17 protein-coding genes are annotated in these 16,413 nt (G+C 58.0%); 10 read left to right on the forward strand and 7 right to left on the reverse strand.

Annotated elements, in window-relative coordinates:
* Positions 1-94 precede the first annotated feature (94 nt).
* The gene (locus TU81_RS21535; protein WP_038981476.1) at positions 95-1,948 is read right to left on the reverse strand and encodes an Lnb N-terminal periplasmic domain-containing protein; all 1,854 of its coding nucleotides are present in this window, start codon (positions 1,946-1,948) and stop codon (positions 95-97) included.
* 105 nt (positions 1,949-2,053) lie between these two features.
* Complete coding sequence (locus TU81_RS21540) at positions 2,054-2,542, reverse strand: DUF3015 domain-containing protein (protein WP_038981477.1); 489 nt, start codon at positions 2,540-2,542, stop codon at positions 2,054-2,056.
* Between the two features lie 276 nt (positions 2,543-2,818).
* On the opposite strand from TU81_RS21540, the gene TU81_RS21545 reads away from it, so the two are divergent.
* Positions 2,819-5,257: a Lon protease family protein gene (locus tag TU81_RS21545; RefSeq protein WP_038981478.1), complete on the forward strand. Its 2,439-nt coding sequence runs from the start codon at positions 2,819-2,821 to the stop codon at positions 5,255-5,257.
* A gap of 306 nt (positions 5,258-5,563) precedes the next feature.
* Complete coding sequence (locus tag TU81_RS21550; protein ID WP_007901845.1) at positions 5,564-5,905, forward strand: PA4575 family protein; 342 nt, start codon at positions 5,564-5,566, stop codon at positions 5,903-5,905.
* Between the two features lie 5 nt (positions 5,906-5,910).
* Here the strand turns inward: TU81_RS21550 and TU81_RS21555 are convergent, their stop codons facing one another.
* Positions 5,911-7,740 carry a hypothetical protein gene (locus TU81_RS21555; protein WP_038981479.1) on the reverse strand — a complete coding sequence of 610 codons (1,830 nt, stop codon included), beginning with the start codon at positions 7,738-7,740 and terminating at the stop codon, positions 5,911-5,913.
* 171 nt (positions 7,741-7,911) lie between these two features.
* Between TU81_RS21555 and TU81_RS21560 the strand changes: the two genes are divergently transcribed.
* The 3 genes from TU81_RS21560 (at position 7,912) to TU81_RS21570 (ending at position 9,650) form a co-directional block, all read left to right on the forward strand.
* Positions 7,912-8,400, forward strand: coding sequence for a TIGR00645 family protein (locus tag TU81_RS21560; protein WP_007901849.1), 489 nt, complete (start codon positions 7,912-7,914; stop codon positions 8,398-8,400).
* 205 nt (positions 8,401-8,605) lie between these two features.
* Positions 8,606-8,902, forward strand: a complete 297-nt coding sequence (locus TU81_RS21565) for a DUF6482 family protein (protein ID WP_038981480.1) — start codon at positions 8,606-8,608, stop codon at positions 8,900-8,902.
* 130 nt (positions 8,903-9,032) lie between these two features.
* Entirely contained in the window at positions 9,033-9,650 is a 618-nt protein-coding gene (locus TU81_RS21570; RefSeq protein ID WP_038981481.1) for an FKBP-type peptidyl-prolyl cis-trans isomerase, read from the forward strand.
* Between the two features lie 125 nt (positions 9,651-9,775).
* On the opposite strand, the gene TU81_RS21575 is transcribed toward TU81_RS21570, so the two are convergent.
* From TU81_RS21575 to TU81_RS21585, 3 genes are all read right to left on the reverse strand, one after another.
* Positions 9,776-10,033 carry a PA4570 family protein gene (locus tag TU81_RS21575; protein ID WP_030129462.1) on the reverse strand — a complete coding sequence of 86 codons (258 nt, stop codon included), beginning with the start codon at positions 10,031-10,033 and terminating at the stop codon, positions 9,776-9,778.
* Positions 10,034-10,239: 206 nt separating this feature from the next.
* The gene (locus tag TU81_RS21580; RefSeq protein WP_007901863.1) at positions 10,240-10,581 is read right to left on the reverse strand and encodes a zinc ribbon domain-containing protein YjdM; all 342 of its coding nucleotides are present in this window, start codon (positions 10,579-10,581) and stop codon (positions 10,240-10,242) included.
* Between the two features lie 178 nt (positions 10,582-10,759).
* On the reverse strand, positions 10,760-11,728 hold the full coding sequence (locus tag TU81_RS21585; protein ID WP_038981482.1) for a polyprenyl synthetase family protein: 969 nt from the start codon (positions 11,726-11,728) through the stop codon (positions 10,760-10,762).
* A gap of 240 nt (positions 11,729-11,968) precedes the next feature.
* Between TU81_RS21585 and rplU the strand changes: the two genes are divergently transcribed.
* The 5 genes from rplU to TU81_RS21610 all read left to right on the forward strand — a co-directional run bounded on the left by rplU (position 11,969) and on the right by TU81_RS21610 (position 15,730).
* Entirely contained in the window at positions 11,969-12,283 is a 315-nt protein-coding gene (gene rplU, locus TU81_RS21590; RefSeq protein WP_007901869.1) for a 50S ribosomal protein L21, read from the forward strand.
* A gap of 35 nt (positions 12,284-12,318) precedes the next feature.
* Entirely contained in the window at positions 12,319-12,594 is a 276-nt protein-coding gene (gene rpmA, locus TU81_RS21595) for a 50S ribosomal protein L27 (protein ID WP_007901871.1), read from the forward strand.
* Positions 12,595-12,787: 193 nt separating this feature from the next.
* Positions 12,788-14,011, forward strand: a complete 1,224-nt coding sequence (cgtA, locus tag TU81_RS21600; RefSeq protein WP_038981483.1) for an Obg family GTPase CgtA — start codon at positions 12,788-12,790, stop codon at positions 14,009-14,011.
* A gap of 123 nt (positions 14,012-14,134) precedes the next feature.
* Positions 14,135-15,253, forward strand: coding sequence for a glutamate 5-kinase (gene proB / locus TU81_RS21605; RefSeq protein WP_038981484.1), 1,119 nt, complete (start codon positions 14,135-14,137; stop codon positions 15,251-15,253).
* Between the two features lie 12 nt (positions 15,254-15,265).
* The gene (locus TU81_RS21610; RefSeq protein WP_048396481.1) at positions 15,266-15,730 is read left to right on the forward strand and encodes a CreA family protein; all 465 of its coding nucleotides are present in this window, start codon (positions 15,266-15,268) and stop codon (positions 15,728-15,730) included.
* 185 nt (positions 15,731-15,915) lie between these two features.
* Here TU81_RS21610 and rpsT read toward each other — a convergent pair whose 3' ends face one another.
* Positions 15,916-16,194, reverse strand: coding sequence for a 30S ribosomal protein S20 (gene rpsT / locus TU81_RS21615; protein ID WP_007901883.1), 279 nt, complete (start codon positions 16,192-16,194; stop codon positions 15,916-15,918).
* Positions 16,195-16,413 lie beyond the last annotated feature (219 nt).

The following is a 16,413-nucleotide window of genomic DNA, read 5'->3' on the forward strand; positions in this document are numbered from 1 at the left end:
AGATCGCAGCCTGCGGCAGCTCCTACAAAAGCGCGGTTACATGCGGTCCTGTAGGAGCTGCCGCAGGCTGCGATCTTTTGCGGTTAAACAACGATCAATAGTGATACCACTTCACCTCAAGCATCACTTCGTTTTCGGGCGAAGCCAGGTGGCTGAATTCACGCTGGGCACTCAGGCGCACACCCAGATTGCGCGACAACTCCCACTGCTGATTCAAGCTCACACTTCGGCGCACTTCGCCATTGGTGAAGTAATCGCCCTTGGCTTCCAGGCTGAAGTTGCCCAGCGGGTTTTTCCACAGCAGGCCGCTGTTGAAGCCCGCCGCCGGAGCGATGAAGCCCGCGAAGTCGTTGTTATGCTCCACACGCACGGTGCCCAAGGCGAACCCGAGCATGTCGTCACCCAGTTGCCAGGTCCCGCCGCCACCGCCGTTGACATGGCTGACCAGGGTTTCGTCGTCATGCTTGCCCGGTACGCGCTCCAGGCCGCCGGTGACTTGCCATGACAGCGGCTGCAACAACTCATTGCGAGGCGTCAGCGAGCGGATGGTCGCCAGGTCCAGTTGCTGCAACTGCCAGTCATTGCCTTCGTATTGGCGCAGCTTCATCTGCAGAATTTCGATCTGCGCACCGAGGGGGAAGCTTTCCATGTTGTCATTCAGATCGTGATAGGCCATGCGCAGGCCATATTCGCCGAAGGCCTTGTCGCCTCGGGTGCCGATGCCGGCTTGCCAGGTGCGGGATTCGTGACCGTCCTCGGGCAAGCCAGGTTGCGGAATTTTCAGCTCCGGGGGCGGGTTTTGATTGATTGCGCGCAGCAATTCGAAACTGCGTTGAGCCCGTTGCGGGTCACGCTCCTGACCGTTGGCGCGATAACGCTCCAGACGATAAGCCGCATCGATGATCAACGCCTGACGGTCGCGAGGTAGAGCCTTGAACGCCGAATCCTGCAATTGCTTCTGATCGGCGCTGACTTTCAGCACCCACTCCTGCTCATCGGAGGTTAATGGCTCGGCACGGCTTAGCAGTTCGCGCTCACGGGACGGGCGATACTCGATCGACTCCACCAGCCCGGCTTCTTTCACCGCTTTGACTGTGTCGGTGGGGATAGCGGTCAACGGGAATTGCTCGGTCAACTGCAGGCTCGGCCGCGCTACTTGCAGCAACTCAAGCAGGCGGTAGGAGCAGTTTTCATCGAAGAAGAAGTAGTCGAACTGGATTTGCTTGAGTTCCCAGACGTGCTCGACCATGCGCTCGGTTTCCTGCTGGGTCAGGTTCAGGCGGTATTCCCACAGGTCGCGGTTCTCAAGGCTGCGGTATTCCGAGAGTTTTTCCTGATACGGCACCAGCGCGAACAGCCCGGGATAGCCGCCCATCAAGCCTTTCCAGGCGTAAAGAATGCTGTTGTCCGAACCTTCGATGTAGGCGCCGAAGTTGATCGCGTAACTGAGCAGTGACGTCTTGTCGCTCTGCACATTGGCCTGATCGATGCGCAGCAAGGTGTGACCAAACATCGACGATGGGCTGTTCAGGTAAGCCGCCGGGAAAATCATCACCGCGCTGTGGGGCGCAACATCCTTGAACCATTGCTTGAACTCAGCACAGTCCGGTGTCGGCAGATCGCTCAGCTCAAGTTGCGCCTTGAGCCAGCGGGTGCGGGCCGGATAGACGCATTGGGCATGCTGCTCGCCGGAACTGGCCGGGGCATACAGTGCCTGCACGGTCGCCGCCAGTTCGCGGTCGGGGTGTTCGTTGCCATCGGGGGCGAGAAAGAATTTCTTGTCGCTGACATAGCTGCGCCAGCCACCGAGCTTGGCGGTTTCGTAATGCCCCAGGGAAATCCAGAAGGGGTCGCTGGCCAGTTGCTGCAAACGTTGATTGTCGATGTGTGGCGCGGCGGACAGCGGGGCGCAGACACAGAGCGCCAGCCAGGCAAGGCGTTTGAGCATAGTGAGCAACTTAAGCCGAAAGAAACAAAGACCCGAAGGGGCAGGCCAAAAGGGCCAGGTTCAAAAAATAAAACCCGCTCCCCAAAGAGAGCGGGCCGGTCGAGCTTAAGCTTGAGTAGCGTACTTGGCCAGACGAGGGTCGCTTTTCAGCACGGCCAGGGTGTTGGTATGCACGTCATCAGCGGTCACGTCAGCTTTGCTGAAGATCTGCTGGAAGTGCTGATGAGTCACAGCGGCGAAGTGCGCACGGTCTTCCGGCGCCACGCCCAGTACCACGGCGTAAGTGGTCAGCGCTTCGCCCTGACCTTTGGCCATGTCTTCGGACAGCTCGTTCATCATGCCATTCATGGCAATCCAGGATTTGCCGCCATAGGTCAGCGACGCGTTGGTCGAGCAACCGTTGGTACCGGAGGTCATACCGAACGTTGCATTACCGGAAGTGCCGTTAGTGGTGGATGCCAGGAAGTGTGCCGGGGTGCCACGCTGACCTTCGAACAGCAGGTTGCCCCAACCACAGTCTGGACCGCCTGGCGCCTGAGCCATGGCGTTGATGGATACAGCGGTGAAGAGAGTACCGAGAAGAATCCGTTTCATAGCTATGTTCTCTTTGTGTGCATACCAATGGACAGGGTGCTGGCCCCTAATGGTGCCAGTGGGCCGGTTATTAGTTCCAGCCGCGCAGCATGGAGTTTAGGCATGTTCCGGGGGTTCCGTAATCTTTTGCGAAACATTCCTTGAAAACACTGATTTTGACCTGCTCGGCCCGGGGCTGACGCTTTGTCTAAACTTTGGCTTGAGGCGCGCCTTGCCAGTGAGGTACGGGCAGCGCCAGAATGCCGCTATCTGCCCCGCCTGATGTAAGGAAGCCCGATGCCTGATCCTGTTGCTGCCAGCTTGCGTCTAGCGCCTGAAGCGCTGACCCGTCCGTTTTCCGCTGAACAGTTCAGCTTCTCTACCACCAATGATCTGGAGCCCTTCCGCGGTGTGCTTGGCCAGGAACGCGCGGTCGAAGCCTTGCAGTTTGGTGTGGCCATGCCACGCCCCGGTTACAACGTATTCGTCATGGGCGAGCCCGGCACCGGCCGGTTTTCGTTCGTCAAACGCTACCTCAAGGCCGAAGGTAAACGCCTGCAGACCCCGGCGGACTGGGTCTACGTCAATAATTTCGATGAACCGCGCGAGCCTCGCACCCTGGAATTGCCGTCGGGCACCGCCGGTGCCTTCATCGGTGACATCAACGGCTTGATCGACAACCTGCTGGCGACCTTTCCGGCCGTGTTCGAGCACCCGTCCTATCAGCAGAAGAAAAGCGCCATCGACCGCGCTTTCAACCAGCGTTATGACCGTGCACTGGATGTGATCGAGCGTCTGGCGCTGGAGAAAGAGGTCGCGCTCTACCGCGACAGCAGCAACATCGCTTTCACGCCGATGAGCGAAGGCAAGGCCCTGGATGAGGCTGAGTTCGCCCAGTTGCCGGAAGCCGAGCGCGAACGCTTTCACGAGGACATTTCCGGGCTGGAAGAGCGATTGAACGAAGAACTCGCCAGCTTGCCGCAATGGAAGCGCGAGTCGAGCAATCAACTGCGTCAGCTCAACGAAGAAACCATCACCCTGGCTTTGCAGCCATTGCTCGCGCCGCTGTCGGAAAAGTACGCGGAAAACGCAGGCGTTTGCGGTTACCTGCAAGCGATGCAGGTGTACCTGCTCAAGACGGTGGTCGAGCAACTGGTGGACGACAGCAAGACCGACGCCATCGCCCGTAAAATGCTTGAAGAGCAATACGCTCCGAGCCTGGTGGTCGGTCATCCGTTCAGCGGCGGTGCGCCAGTGGTCTTTGAGCCGCACCCGACTTACGAAAACCTGTTCGGCCGCATCGAGTACACCACCGATCAGGGCGCGCTCTACACCACTTATCGACAGTTGCGTCCGGGTGCGCTGCACCGCGCCAACGGCGGCTTCTTGATTCTTGAAGCGGAAAAAATGCTCAGCGAGCCGTTCGTGTGGGATGCGCTCAAACGCGCCCTGCAATCGCGCAAGCTGAAAATGGAATCGCCGCTGGGCGAGATGGGCCGTTTCGCCACGGTGACCCTTACTCCGCAACATATTCCGTTGCAGGTCAAAGTCGTCATCATTGGTGCCCGGCAGCTCTACTACACGTTGCAGGACCTCGATCCGGACTTCCAGGAGATGTTCCGTGTCCTGGTGGATTTCGACGAAGACATCCCGATGGTCGACGAGAGCCTGGAGCAGTTCGCCCAGTTGCTCAAAACCCGTACCTCAGAAGAAGGCATGGCGCCGCTGACCGCCGATGCGGTGGCGCGTCTGGCGACTTACAGCGCGCGTCTGGCCGAACACCAGGGGCGTTTGTCGGCGCGGATCGGCGATCTGTTCCAGCTGGTCAGCGAGGCGGATTTCATTCGCGACCTGGCGGGTGACGACATGACCGACGCCGGGCACATCGAGCGTGCGCTCAAGGCCAAGGCCACCCGTACCGGGCGCGTTTCGGCGCGGATTCTCGATGACATGCTGGCCGGGATCATTCTGATCGACACCGATGGCGCGGCTGTCGGCAAGTGCAACGGGCTGACGGTATTGGAGGTCGGCGATTCGGCTTTCGGGGTACCAGCGCGGATTTCCGCCACGGTTTATCCGGGCGGTAGCGGCATTGTTGACATCGAGCGCGAGGTCAACCTCGGCCAGCCGATCCACTCCAAAGGCGTGATGATCCTCACCGGGTATCTGGGCAGCCGTTATGCCCAGGAATTCCCGCTGGCGATTTCCGCGAGCATCGCCCTGGAGCAGTCCTACGGTTATGTCGACGGTGACAGCGCGTCTCTGGGCGAAGCGTGCACGCTGATCTCGGCCTTGTCGAAAACCCCGCTCAAGCAGTGCTTTGCGATTACCGGTTCGATCAACCAGTTCGGTGAAGTGCAGGCGGTGGGTGGGGTCAACGAGAAAATCGAAGGTTTCTTCCGGCTCTGCGAAGCCCGTGGTTTGACGGGGGAGCAAGGGGCGATCATTCCTCAGGCCAACGTCGCCACGCTAATGCTCGACGAGAAGGTGCTGGCGGCGGTGCGGGCGGGGCAGTTCCATGTCTACGCAGTGCGCCAGGCCGACGAGGCCCTGAGCCTGTTGGTTGGCGAGCCGGCCGGTGCGCCGGATGAGAATGGCGAATTCCCTGAAGGCAGCATCAATGCGCGGGTAGTGGAACGCCTGCGGGTGATCGCGGAAATGATCAGCGAGGAAGACCTCAAGGAAGCCGAAAAAGAGTTGGCGCAGGAAGCAATGCTGGAAATCAAACCGGCCTGACGCAACCCTCCATGTGGGAGCGGGCTTGCTCGCGAAGACTGACGAACATTCAACATTAATGTCGACTGTTATGCCGCCTTCGCGAGCAAGCCCGCTCCCACAGGGTTTTGTGTTCAATGCAAAATTAAAAGCGCCGTCAAAATGGCGTCAATATTCACACAGTGACCACTCGGCACCTTCTGGTCTTGGTTCGCGTGCGAACCAGACTTTTCTTCTATTATCTGCTCAAGGATATCGACAGTAATCACTGGATCGAGACAGCCTTCCCGTGGAGGCTGAATACCGGATCTACCGAGGGTCGCCGCCATGTCGCGCAACCTCTGCCTTACCCGTCAATGCTTGGGTCTCGTGACCCGTATCGAATGTGCTATCCGCCCGCTGGCGGGAGATACGGGCATGTGGACCTTGCTCTTCGCCGCCGGAATGGCCGGCGAGCAGCCTTCTGCCATCAAGGCCCAAGGCCCGTTCCGTGGGCCGGTCGTGGCTGAATCGATCCTCGATACCATCGTTGAAAGTCTGACCTTGCATGGCTATGAGCTGGCCGATGACCCGCAAATCTGGTGCCTGCATCTGCAAGCCCAGTTGCGAGAGATCAATGGTGGTCGTTACCGCAACCTTAGCGGACCCGAGTTTCGGCCTGAGCACTGAACAGACTATTGATCAAGGCTGCCTGGCTCGGCCTTGTCGAGTTTGACCTCAAATCCATATTGCACGGTGGTGAGGTTGATTCGCTGATAAGTTTCCAGACGTGTGGGCTGGCCATAGAAGTAATGCACTGCGAATAACGCCGGGCCTTGCGCGCTCGCGTCGTGACTGACCGAAAGAATCTCCTTCAGATAGTTGCCACTGTCGTCCTTGGCGAAAAAACGCCAGTCCTGGGCTGGAAACAGCTTCAAATCCACCACCAACGCATTTCCTTTGAGCTCAAGGCCTTTGGGCAATTGGCGGGCGTCGTACGTTTGCTGGTCGACAGTCGCCAGGTACTGCGGCATGGAGCCCACGGCGTAGGCCGGCGTTTCCGGAAACAGGTTCAGATCATAGGTGATGTCGCCGCGTATCGGGTCGACCTGATACGCCTCTGGCGGCAGCTCGATCGGCCCATCGCGCTGGCCATTACGGTCTTGGGTAAAGAACGTCACCGGGCTTTCGCCGGGATTGAATGAGGTGCCCAGCAGTTCATCATTGAAGCTTCTGGGGTGGTCGAATTCGATGCGCGCGGCACTAGGGTCATCCACCGACTGACTGATGCTGATGCTTTTTTTCAGTTGTTCCTCGCCCAGCGTTGCGCCCTTGAGCCAGGTAGCGGCCTGGTCGTCATACACCACCACCGGCAAGGTCAGTGGCTGGATGGCTTTTTCCGTGGTGTGCGGGTCGAAGCGGCGTATCGGCAGGTTCAGGTCCTTGTGGGTCACCGTGACCGCCGAGAAGTCCAGCAGGCTGACTTCGACGGTGTCGATCGGCCCGTTGAAGTAGACCTTGGTGTAATGCCGGGTTTGTTGCTTTTCAAACGCGTGCTGCTCGTCATCGAGCTGTTTTTCGAACGCCTCGCTCCAGGCCTTCTGCTGTTGTATTTGCGCCAGTTGTTTTTGATAAAACGCAATTTGCGCGGCGGTTTCATTGATCGCACCTGAGCGCGAGAGGAATTGCCCGGTGGCGTCCCTGGCCTGAACGATCAGTGGATTGAATGATGTGTCACGTATCTCGGGGGCCAACGGCGCGCTGTTGCTGAATTCGATCTCGGCGTAGTTACTGGTCAGTTTCAATAAGGTGACACTGAGATTGTCGTTGGTGCGAGTCTGGCCGACATCCTTTTTCGTCAGGTCGAAGCTGTAGAGCCGGCGTGGGGCGATGACTTCCACCTTGCCTTGCAGGCTCACCGGTTGTGGCTGGCTCTTCTTATCCACATCCAGGCCTTCGATGAAGGGGTAGGTCACCGTCAAATCATCCGGGTTGGTCAGGTTGGAGCTCGACGGGCTCAGCTGAATGCCGGGATCGGTTTCCGACCATTCCGGCTGAAACGCGATGACGCGCTTGTCGCTCAGGGTCACCGATTGCCATTCCAGGCCATGAGGAAAAAGGAACGCGCCGGGAATGTTGAAGTTGAAGGGGGATACCGGCTGCAGATCGGTCAGGTAATCCGAGCTGGACTCCTTGTGCAGCACGAACAGACCGTTGATGTAGGTGTCGACCAGCGCCTGGGGCGTGGGGTAGTGCTTGAGCACAGCGAGGGCGTCTTCGCCGTATTCGGTGACCACTGGTTTGGTGTCGAGCTTGAGTTGCGCGCGTTCGAGCAACAGTAGTGAGCCGCCGAGCTCGGCCACGGCATCCTTGAGTTTGGGATCCTCGATCGTCTCCAGGGATTGTTCGAACTGTGCGATCTTTTCTTCGAGGCTGACCTGACGTTTCTCATCACTGGGTGAACAACCACCGAGCAGCAACGTGAGGCAAAGTCCGGCACTCGTTAACGGCAATCGCACATCCATTTCCAGTCTTCCTGTCCGACGTCGCTGACCTGTCAATCATCTGGACACTAGCAGAAAAACTTTGTCACACACACGCAGGTTGCGGATTTTCCGACGGTTTCTGGCTGCTTCTGGGTAAAGGCAGGTGGCTGTTATACTCGCCGCCATTTCCAGCCCCTTGTGTGAGATTCAATGGAACGCTTTATCGAAAATGCAATGTACGCCTCCCGCTGGTTACTGGCGCCGATCTATTTCGGTTTGTCCCTGGGCTTGCTGGCGTTGGCACTGAAATTCTTCCAGGAAGTCTTCCACGTCATTCCTAACGTGTTCTCGATGGCCGAGTCGGATCTGATTCTGGTGCTGCTGTCGCTGATCGACATGGCGCTGGTGGGCGGCTTGCTGGTGATGGTAATGATCTCCGGTTACGAGAACTTCGTTTCTCAGCTGGATATCGACGACAGCAAGGAAAAGCTCAACTGGCTGGGTACCATGGATTCGTCTTCGTTGAAGATGAAGGTCGCGGCGTCCATCGTAGCGATTTCGTCCATCCACCTGCTGCGGATCTTCATGGACGCCAAGAACGTCGATCCCGAGCATTTGAAGTGGTACGTGGTCATTCACATGACTTTCGTGGTGTCGGCATTTGCCATGGGCTATCTGGACAAGCTGACCAAGCACTGATCTGCACAGTCCATGTGGGAGCGGGCTTGCTCGCGAAAGCGGTGTGTCAGACGACTTCAATGTTGACTATGCTGCCGTTTTCGCGAGCAAGCCCGCTCCCACAGAGGTGTGAAACAGACGGGCGGTGTCGCTTGTAGCTTGTACTTTGGCCCGTCGAGGCATATCCATGTAGAGATCCTGGCTCGCCACTGCGTGAGGTGCGTTCATGAACCTGCAAGAGTTGAATGCGTATGCCATCGCCGGAAAGGTCGATGAACTGAACCTGATCTCGGTAGATGGCGTGATCTACGTGCTGGAGGCTCGTATGCATGGTTCGGCGCATCCATTGCGCGATGCCCACGGCGAAATAATGCATCTGCGCTCGGTCGAGCATGCGCGTGACGTGCTTCATGCCTTTCCCAAGTTGTCGTTCAACGTTATGCATGCGTCGGTTCATGACGAAATGTGCGGTGCCAGTACCGAGGAAGGCCTGAAAATACCGATCACCTTCCGTTCTGCATAACAGCGCGGACGCAGCTCAAACGTGACGGCATCTGTGCTAGTCTGCTCGCCCTTTTGATTCCGGGCGCGTTCCGGGACGCGCTGTGCACGCACGGCAGGTTCCAGGGCCGTCCGCATAGCGGAGCAGTGTCATGTCCGAAGTAAATCTGTCCACCGACGAAACCCGCGTCAGCTACGGCATTGGCCGTCAGTTGGGTGATCAGCTGCGTGACAACCCGCCACCGGGCGTTAGCCTGGACGCGATCCTGGCTGGCCTGACCGATGCGTTCGCCGGCAAGGAAAGCCGTGTAGGCCAGGAAGAAATGTCCGCCAGCTTCAAGGTGATCCGCGAAATCATGCAAGCCGAAGCTGCAGCCAAGGCTGAAGCCGCTGCTGGCGAAGGCCTGGCTTTCCTGGCTGAAAACGCCAAGCGCGAAGGCATCACCACTCTGGCTTCCGGCCTGCAATTCGAAGTGCTGACTCAAGGTGAAGGCGCCAAGCCAACCCGTGAAGATCAAGTGCGCACTCACTACCACGGCACCCTGATCGACGGCACTGTGTTCGACAGCTCCTACGATCGTGGTCAGCCTGCAGAATTCCCGGTAGGCGGCGTTATCGCTGGCTGGACCGAAGCCCTGCAACTGATGAACGCCGGCAGCAAATGGCGTCTGTACGTGCCGAGCGAACTGGCTTACGGCGCTCAAGGCGTTGGCAGCATTCCGCCGCACAGCGTACTGGTATTCGACGTCGAGCTGCTCGACGTTCTGTAATCCGGTAAGCCTTTGATCCTGTAGGAGCGAGGCTTGCCCGCGAAAGCATCAACTCGGTTTCAAGTTCAAACCGAGTCGCCTGCTTCGCGAGCAAGCTTCGCTCCTACAGAGGCTTTCAGTGTTACTCATAGTTCGATCTTGTGATGCAGCTCATTCGTCGGGCGCAACGCCCGGGCATAGCAGAACAGAAACAGATTGCGTACCAGTTCCTTGAGCACCACCGGCTCGCTGGAACTCAGGCCGTTGACGTCTAGATCACCCTGATCCTGTAGCTCGTTCAAGGCTTCTTCTTCAAGCACCGCACAGACTTCCCCCGTTTCCCGATGCAGGATTCTGAGGTAAGGGTGTGGGCGGTCCAGCCAGGCATCGATCAAATAAGTCATGAGTCTCATCTCCATTGATGGGTTTCAATGAGAATAATTCTTATTCATCAAATAGCAAGGGCCTATTGGCGGTTTGTGTCTTTTTCTGCGGGGAAATTGCTGAGCATCAAAACGACGGGCGTTTGGCTATTGCGCGGGAATGCTGGGTGATACGGGGAAGGGCGAAGCACCATCCCACGCCGGGCGCGGGATGGAATACAGCAGATTCAGACTTTTCTGACGAACTCGGATTTGAGTTTCATCGGACCGATGCCATCGATCTTGCAGTCGATGTCGTGGTCGCCATCGCATAGGCGGATGTTCTTGACCTTGGTGCCGACCTTGACCACCAGCGACGTGCCTTTGACCTTGAGGTCCTTGATTACGGTGATGGTATCGCCGTCCTGCAGGACATTGCCGACCGAATCCTTTTTCACGGTGTCATCGGAGGCCACTTCGGCTTCGCCACTGGCGGACCACTCGTGGGCGCACTCCGGGCAGATCAGCTGTGCGCCGTCTTCATAGGTGTATTCGGAATTGCATTTCGGGCAGGGTGGCAACGTGCTCACTAAAGCTCCTTGGATTCAGGATGGCTAAAAAGCGCACATTATATAGGGTTTATACGGGGGAGGGGGGACACATGATTTTGTAGGAGCGAGGCTTGCCCGCGAACGCGATCTAGCAGTCGACATCAATGTTGACTGACTTATCGCATTCGCGGGCAAGCCTCGCTCCTACAGGTGCATATTAGTGCGTACGGGCGACCGCAAACTCGCTCAATTCCACCAATGCATCGCGGTATTCGCTGGCGGGCAGGGCGTCGAGGCACTTGATCGCACGGGCCACGTAATCGCGGGCCAGTTGTGCGGTGTAATCCAGCGAACCGGAAGCTTCAACAGCTTCGCGAATCCTTTCCAGATCTTCGATGCCACCTTTCTGAATCGCCTGACGAACCAGTGCGGCCTGCTCCGGAGTGCCTTCGCGCATGGTGTAGATCAGCGGCAGCGTCGGTTTGCCTTCGGCCAGATCGTCGCCGACGTTCTTGCCCAGGGTTTCGGCGTCGCCACGGTAATCCAGCAGGTCGTCGACCAATTGGAAGGCCACCCCCAGGTGGTCGCCAAAGGTGCGCAGTGCTTCGCTCTGTTCCGGCGAGGCGCCGGCCAGGGCCGCGGCACTGTGGGTCGAGGCCTCGAAGAGCATCGCGGTTTTGCCGCGGATGACTTCCATGTAGGTTTCTTCGGTGGTGCTGGCGTCGCGGACCTTCGACAGCTGTAACACTTCGCCTTCAGCGATGATGCGCGTGGCTTGCGAAAGGATCTTCATCACCGGCATGGAGCCCAGTTCGACCATCATTTCGAAAGAACGCGAATACAGGAAGTCGCCCACCAGCACGCTCGGCGCGTTGCCCCACATGGCGTTGGCGGTCGAGCGGCCACGGCGCATGCCGGACATGTCGACGACGTCGTCGTGCAGCAGGGTGGCGGTGTGCAGGAACTCGATGGTCGCGGCCAACAGGCGCAGGTCATCGCCTTCGCGGCCCAGTGCCTTGCCGCACAGCAGTACGAGCAACGGGCGCAGGCGTTTACCGCCAGCCGAGGTAATGTAGTCGCCGATTTTCGATACCAGCGGCACTCGGGAAGTCAGCTGTTTCTTGATGATGCCGTCGACGGCGCTAAAATCGTCCGCCACCGCGCGGTAGAAAGCTTGGGGTTGCATCAGCGACAGTTGCTCCAGAAGGGTTGCGCGGCATGCTAGGACCCACGTCCGGGCCTGTCAAGGCACGATGGACAGCCTCTTGCATCGCCCCGGCAGCTTGCGTACAATCGCGCACCCTGAACTTCCTGGGCAGCACCTGCCTTACGCAATTGCAAACAGGCCTTCCAGCCTTATGCAGCCATGCCAGCCAATACCTCTTCTTATAAAGAGCTGGGTGAGCAGGATTATCGGAGAAATACCATGTCTTATGCAGTAATCGTTACTGGTGGCAAGCAGTACAAAGTTGCTCCAGGTGAATACCTGAAGATCGAAAAACTGGAAATCGCTACCGGCGAATCCGTTACTTTTGATCGCGTTCTGTTGGTTGCCAATGGCGACGACGTGAATATCGGCGCTCCAGTTGTTCCTGGCGCTACCGTTGTGGCTGAAGTGATCTCCCAAGGTCGTCACGATAAAGTCCGCATCATCAAGTTCCGTCGCCGTAAGCACCACATGAAGCGTATGGGCCACCGCCAGTGGTACACCGAGATCAAAATCACCGGTATTCAGGCTTAATTTCAGCCTAATTCCTCACTAGGAGAATTGAACTCATGGCACACAAAAAAGCTGGTGGTAGTACCCGTAACGGTCGCGACTCAGAAGCCAAACGCCTTGGCGTGAAGATGTATGGCGGCCAGGTTATCATTCCGGGCAACATCATCGTGCGTCAGCGCGGCACCCAATTCCACGCTGGCTACGGCGTTGGCATGGGCAAAGATCACACTCTGTTCGCTAAAATCGACGGCGTGATCAAGTTCGAAGTAAAAGGCGCCTTCGGTCGTCGTTACGTAAGCATTGTCCCGAAGACTGACGTCGTCGCGGCATAATTACGTAGTTGCTGGAAAAGCCCTGTCTTGCGACGGGGCTTTTTCGTTTGTGGGGTGAGTCTCTTGCAAAGCTGTTTGTGATGGGCTCCAGCGCTGTATTGGCGGTCGTTGATTGAGGTCGCTGCGCTCATTTTTGCAAGAGTCTTATGTCTAGGTTTTTTCGGCTCGTCCGTATGGCGAGAGGCGTTTTGTTATGAAGTTTGTTGATGAAGTATCGATTCGAGTAAAGGCCGGCGACGGCGGCAACGGTTGCATGAGCTTCCGTCGCGAAAAATTCATTGAAAACGGCGGCCCGAACGGCGGTGACGGTGGTGATGGCGGCTCGGTCTACATGATCGCCGACGAAAACCTGAACACCCTGGTGGACTACCGTTATACCCGGCACTTCGATGCCGAGCGCGGTTCCAACGGCGGCAGCACCGACTGCACCGGCAAGAAAGGTGAGGAGCTGGTGCTGCGCGTTCCGGTCGGCACTACCGTCATCGATTCCGCGACTCAGGAAGTGATCGGCGACCTGACCAAGGCCGGCCAGCGTCTGCTGGTGGCTCACGGTGGCTGGCACGGTTTGGGTAACACCCGTTTCAAATCCAGTACCAACCGGGCGCCGCGCCAGACCACGCCGGGCAAGCCGGGTGAGCAGCGCGACCTGAAGCTGGAGATGAAGGTGTTGGCGGACGTCGGTCTGCTTGGTTTGCCGAACGCTGGCAAAAGTACCTTCATTCGCTCGGTATCGGCCGCCAAGCCGAAAGTCGCCGACTACCCGTTCACCACTCTGGTGCCGAACCTGGGTGTGGTTAGTGTCGATCGCTGGAAGAGCTTCGTGGTGGCGGACATTCCGGGCCTGATCGAAGGTGCTTCCGACGGCGCGGGCCTGGGGATTCGCTTCCTCAAGCACTTGTCGCGTACCCGTCTGCTGCTGCACCTCGTCGACATGGCGCCGCTGGATGACACCAGTGCTCCGGATGCCGCTGAAGTGATCGTCAGCGAACTGACCAAGTTCAGCCCGTCCCTGGCTGAGCGTGATCGCTGGCTGGTGCTGAACAAGTGCGACCAGATCCTTGAGGAAGAGCACGACGCTCGCGTCAAGGAAATCGTTGATCGTCTGGAGTGGACCGGTCCGGTCTACGTGATCTCCGCAATCGCCAAGCAAGGCACCGAGCGTCTTTGCCATGACATCATGCGTTACCTGGAAGATCGTGCCGATCGTCTGGCTAACGACCCGGCCTACAAGGAAGAGCTGGCCGAGCTCGATCAGCGCATCGAAGATGAAGCGCGCGCCCAGTTGCAGGCGCTGGACGATCAGCGTGCTCTGCGTCGCAGTGGCGTGAAGTCGGTCCATGACATCGGTGAAGACGATTGGGACGAAGAAGATGTGGATGACGAAGACGGTCCGGAAATCATTTACGTGCGTGACTGATTCGTTGCGATAAACTTAAGCGCCGCTCACTGGAGCGGCGTTTTAGTATCTGGAAATCGGTAGTCACGAATAACGTTACGGGCAGCGCTGGGTCGTGCTGTCCTCAAGCTAAGGTTGAAGATGATGCGGAGCAAGGTGACAGGTGCGCAGCGTTGGGTCGTGAAGATCGGCAGCGCTTTGCTGACGGCGGACGGCAAAGGCCTGGATCGCGCGGCAATGGGTGTCTGGGTCGAGCAGATGGTTGCCCTGCACGAGGCGGGTGTTGAGCTGGTGCTGGTGTCCTCCGGGGCAGTGGCGGCGGGTATGAGCCGTCTGGGCTGGACTGTACGTCCCAGTGCAATGCACGAGTTGCAGGCCGCTGCCGCCATCGGTCAGATGGGGTTGGTGCAAGCCTGGGAGTCGAGCTTTGCCGAGCATGGCCGGCATACCGCGCAGATTCTCCTGACTCACGACGATTTATCCGACCGCAAGCGCTACTTGAACGCTCGCAGTACGCTGCGCGCGCTGGTCGAACTCAAGGTGATCCCGGTGATCAACGAGAACGACACCGTGGTCACTGACGAAATCCGTTTCGGCGACAACGACACGTTGGCGGCGCTGGTGGCGAACCTGGTCGAAGCTGATTTGCTGGTGATCCTCACCGATCGCGACGGTATGTTCGACGCCGATCCGCGCAACAATCCCGACGCCAAGCTGATTTACGAGGCGCGTGCCGATGATCCGGCGCTGGATGCGGTGGCTGGCAGCACAGGCGGTGCGCTGGGTCGTGGCGGTATGCAGACCAAATTGCGCGCTGCGCGTCTGGCGGCGCGTTCTGGTGCGCACACCATCATTGTCGGTGGGCGCATTGAGCGAGTGCTGGATCGTCTCAAGGCTGGCGAGCGCATCGGCACCTTGTTGTCACCTGAGCGCGGCATGCTGGCGGCGCGCAAGCAGTGGCTGGCCGGGCATCTGCAAACCCGCGGCACGTTGGTGCTGGATGCGGGTGCGGTGACGGCGTTGTCCCAAGGCAACAAAAGTTTGCTGCCGGTGGGTGTCAAACTGGTCCAGGGCAGTTTCCGTCGTGGCGAAATGGTGGTCTGTGTGGCGCCGGACGGTCGTGAAATCGCCCGTGGCCTGGCTAACTACAGTGCTCTGGAGGCACAAAAAATCATCGGTCAGTCGTCTGAGGCGATTGTCGGTCTGCTGGGTTACATGGCGGAGCCGGAACTGGTTCACCGCGATAACCTGATTCTGGTCTGAAGGAATACCTGAATGCGTGTGGCAAAAGGATTATTGGGCTTGTTGTTGGTGATGCCGCTGCTGGCCTCGGCCGATGAAATTGGCCAGGTGTCGACGGTGTTCAAATTTGTTGGCCCGAACGACCGTATCGTTGTCGAGGCGTTTGATGATCCGAAAGTGGATGGCGTGACTTGCTACCTGTCGCGCGCCAAGACCGGCGGCGTAAAGGGTGGGTTAGGTCTGGCCGAGGATCGCGCTGAAGCGTCTATAGCGTGTCGTCAGGTGGGGCCGATCAACTTCAAGGGTGAACTCAAGGATGGCGAGGAGGTGTTCAAGGAGCGCACGTCCCTGGTGTTCAAGACCATGCAGGTGGTGCGATTCCTCGACAAGAAGCGCAATACGCTGGTGTATCTGGTTTATAGCGATCGTTTGATTGAGGGCAGCCCGCAGAATGCGGTGACGGCGATTCCGATTCTGCCGTGGACGCACGCTCAATAAGCTAGCGAAGATCCAGGTGTGGGAGCGGGCTTGCTCGCGAAGACTGAGTGATATTCAGCATCTATGTTGACTGTTACGCCGCCTTCGCGAGCAAGCCCGCTCCCACATTTTTTTTGCAGTGTATTTGCCAAATCGCAGGCAATAAAAAACCGACCCTGAGGTCGGTTTTTTAATGAGCGTGTCGCTTAGGCAGCAGCGGCAACGTTCAGGGCCTTTACGTGGCCATTCAGGCGGCTCTTATGACGAGCAGCTTTGTTCTTGTGGATGATGCCTTTATCGGCCATACGGTCGATAACTGGCACAGCCAGAACGTAAGCAGCTTGAGCTTTGGCAGCGTCTTTTGCGTCGATGGCTTTAACTACATTCTTGATGTAGGTACGAACCATGGAACGCAGGCTGGCGTTGTGGCTGCGACGCTTCTCAGCCTGTTTTGCACGTTTTTTGGCGGAAGGTGTGTTGGCCACCGTCGAGCTCCTCGAAAGACTTTTTAGGAAATAGCAAACAAAATAGGCCGCGAATCATGCCGATGAGTTGATGTCTTGTCAAGGGCGGTTGAGACGATCCGCTAAGTGGCAGGTATAGAGCGCCGGGATATTTCTTTCCGGCGTGCGACCTGTAAACTCGCGAGCTTTGGCTCTGTGCTGTTGCGGCGCGGAGTATCGCATAAGTGGGCGCGTTGTTCG

The sequence above is a fragment of the Pseudomonas lini genome (assembly GCF_001042905.1).
GTDB classification, from domain to species: domain Bacteria; phylum Pseudomonadota; class Gammaproteobacteria; order Pseudomonadales; family Pseudomonadaceae; genus Aquipseudomonas; species Aquipseudomonas lini.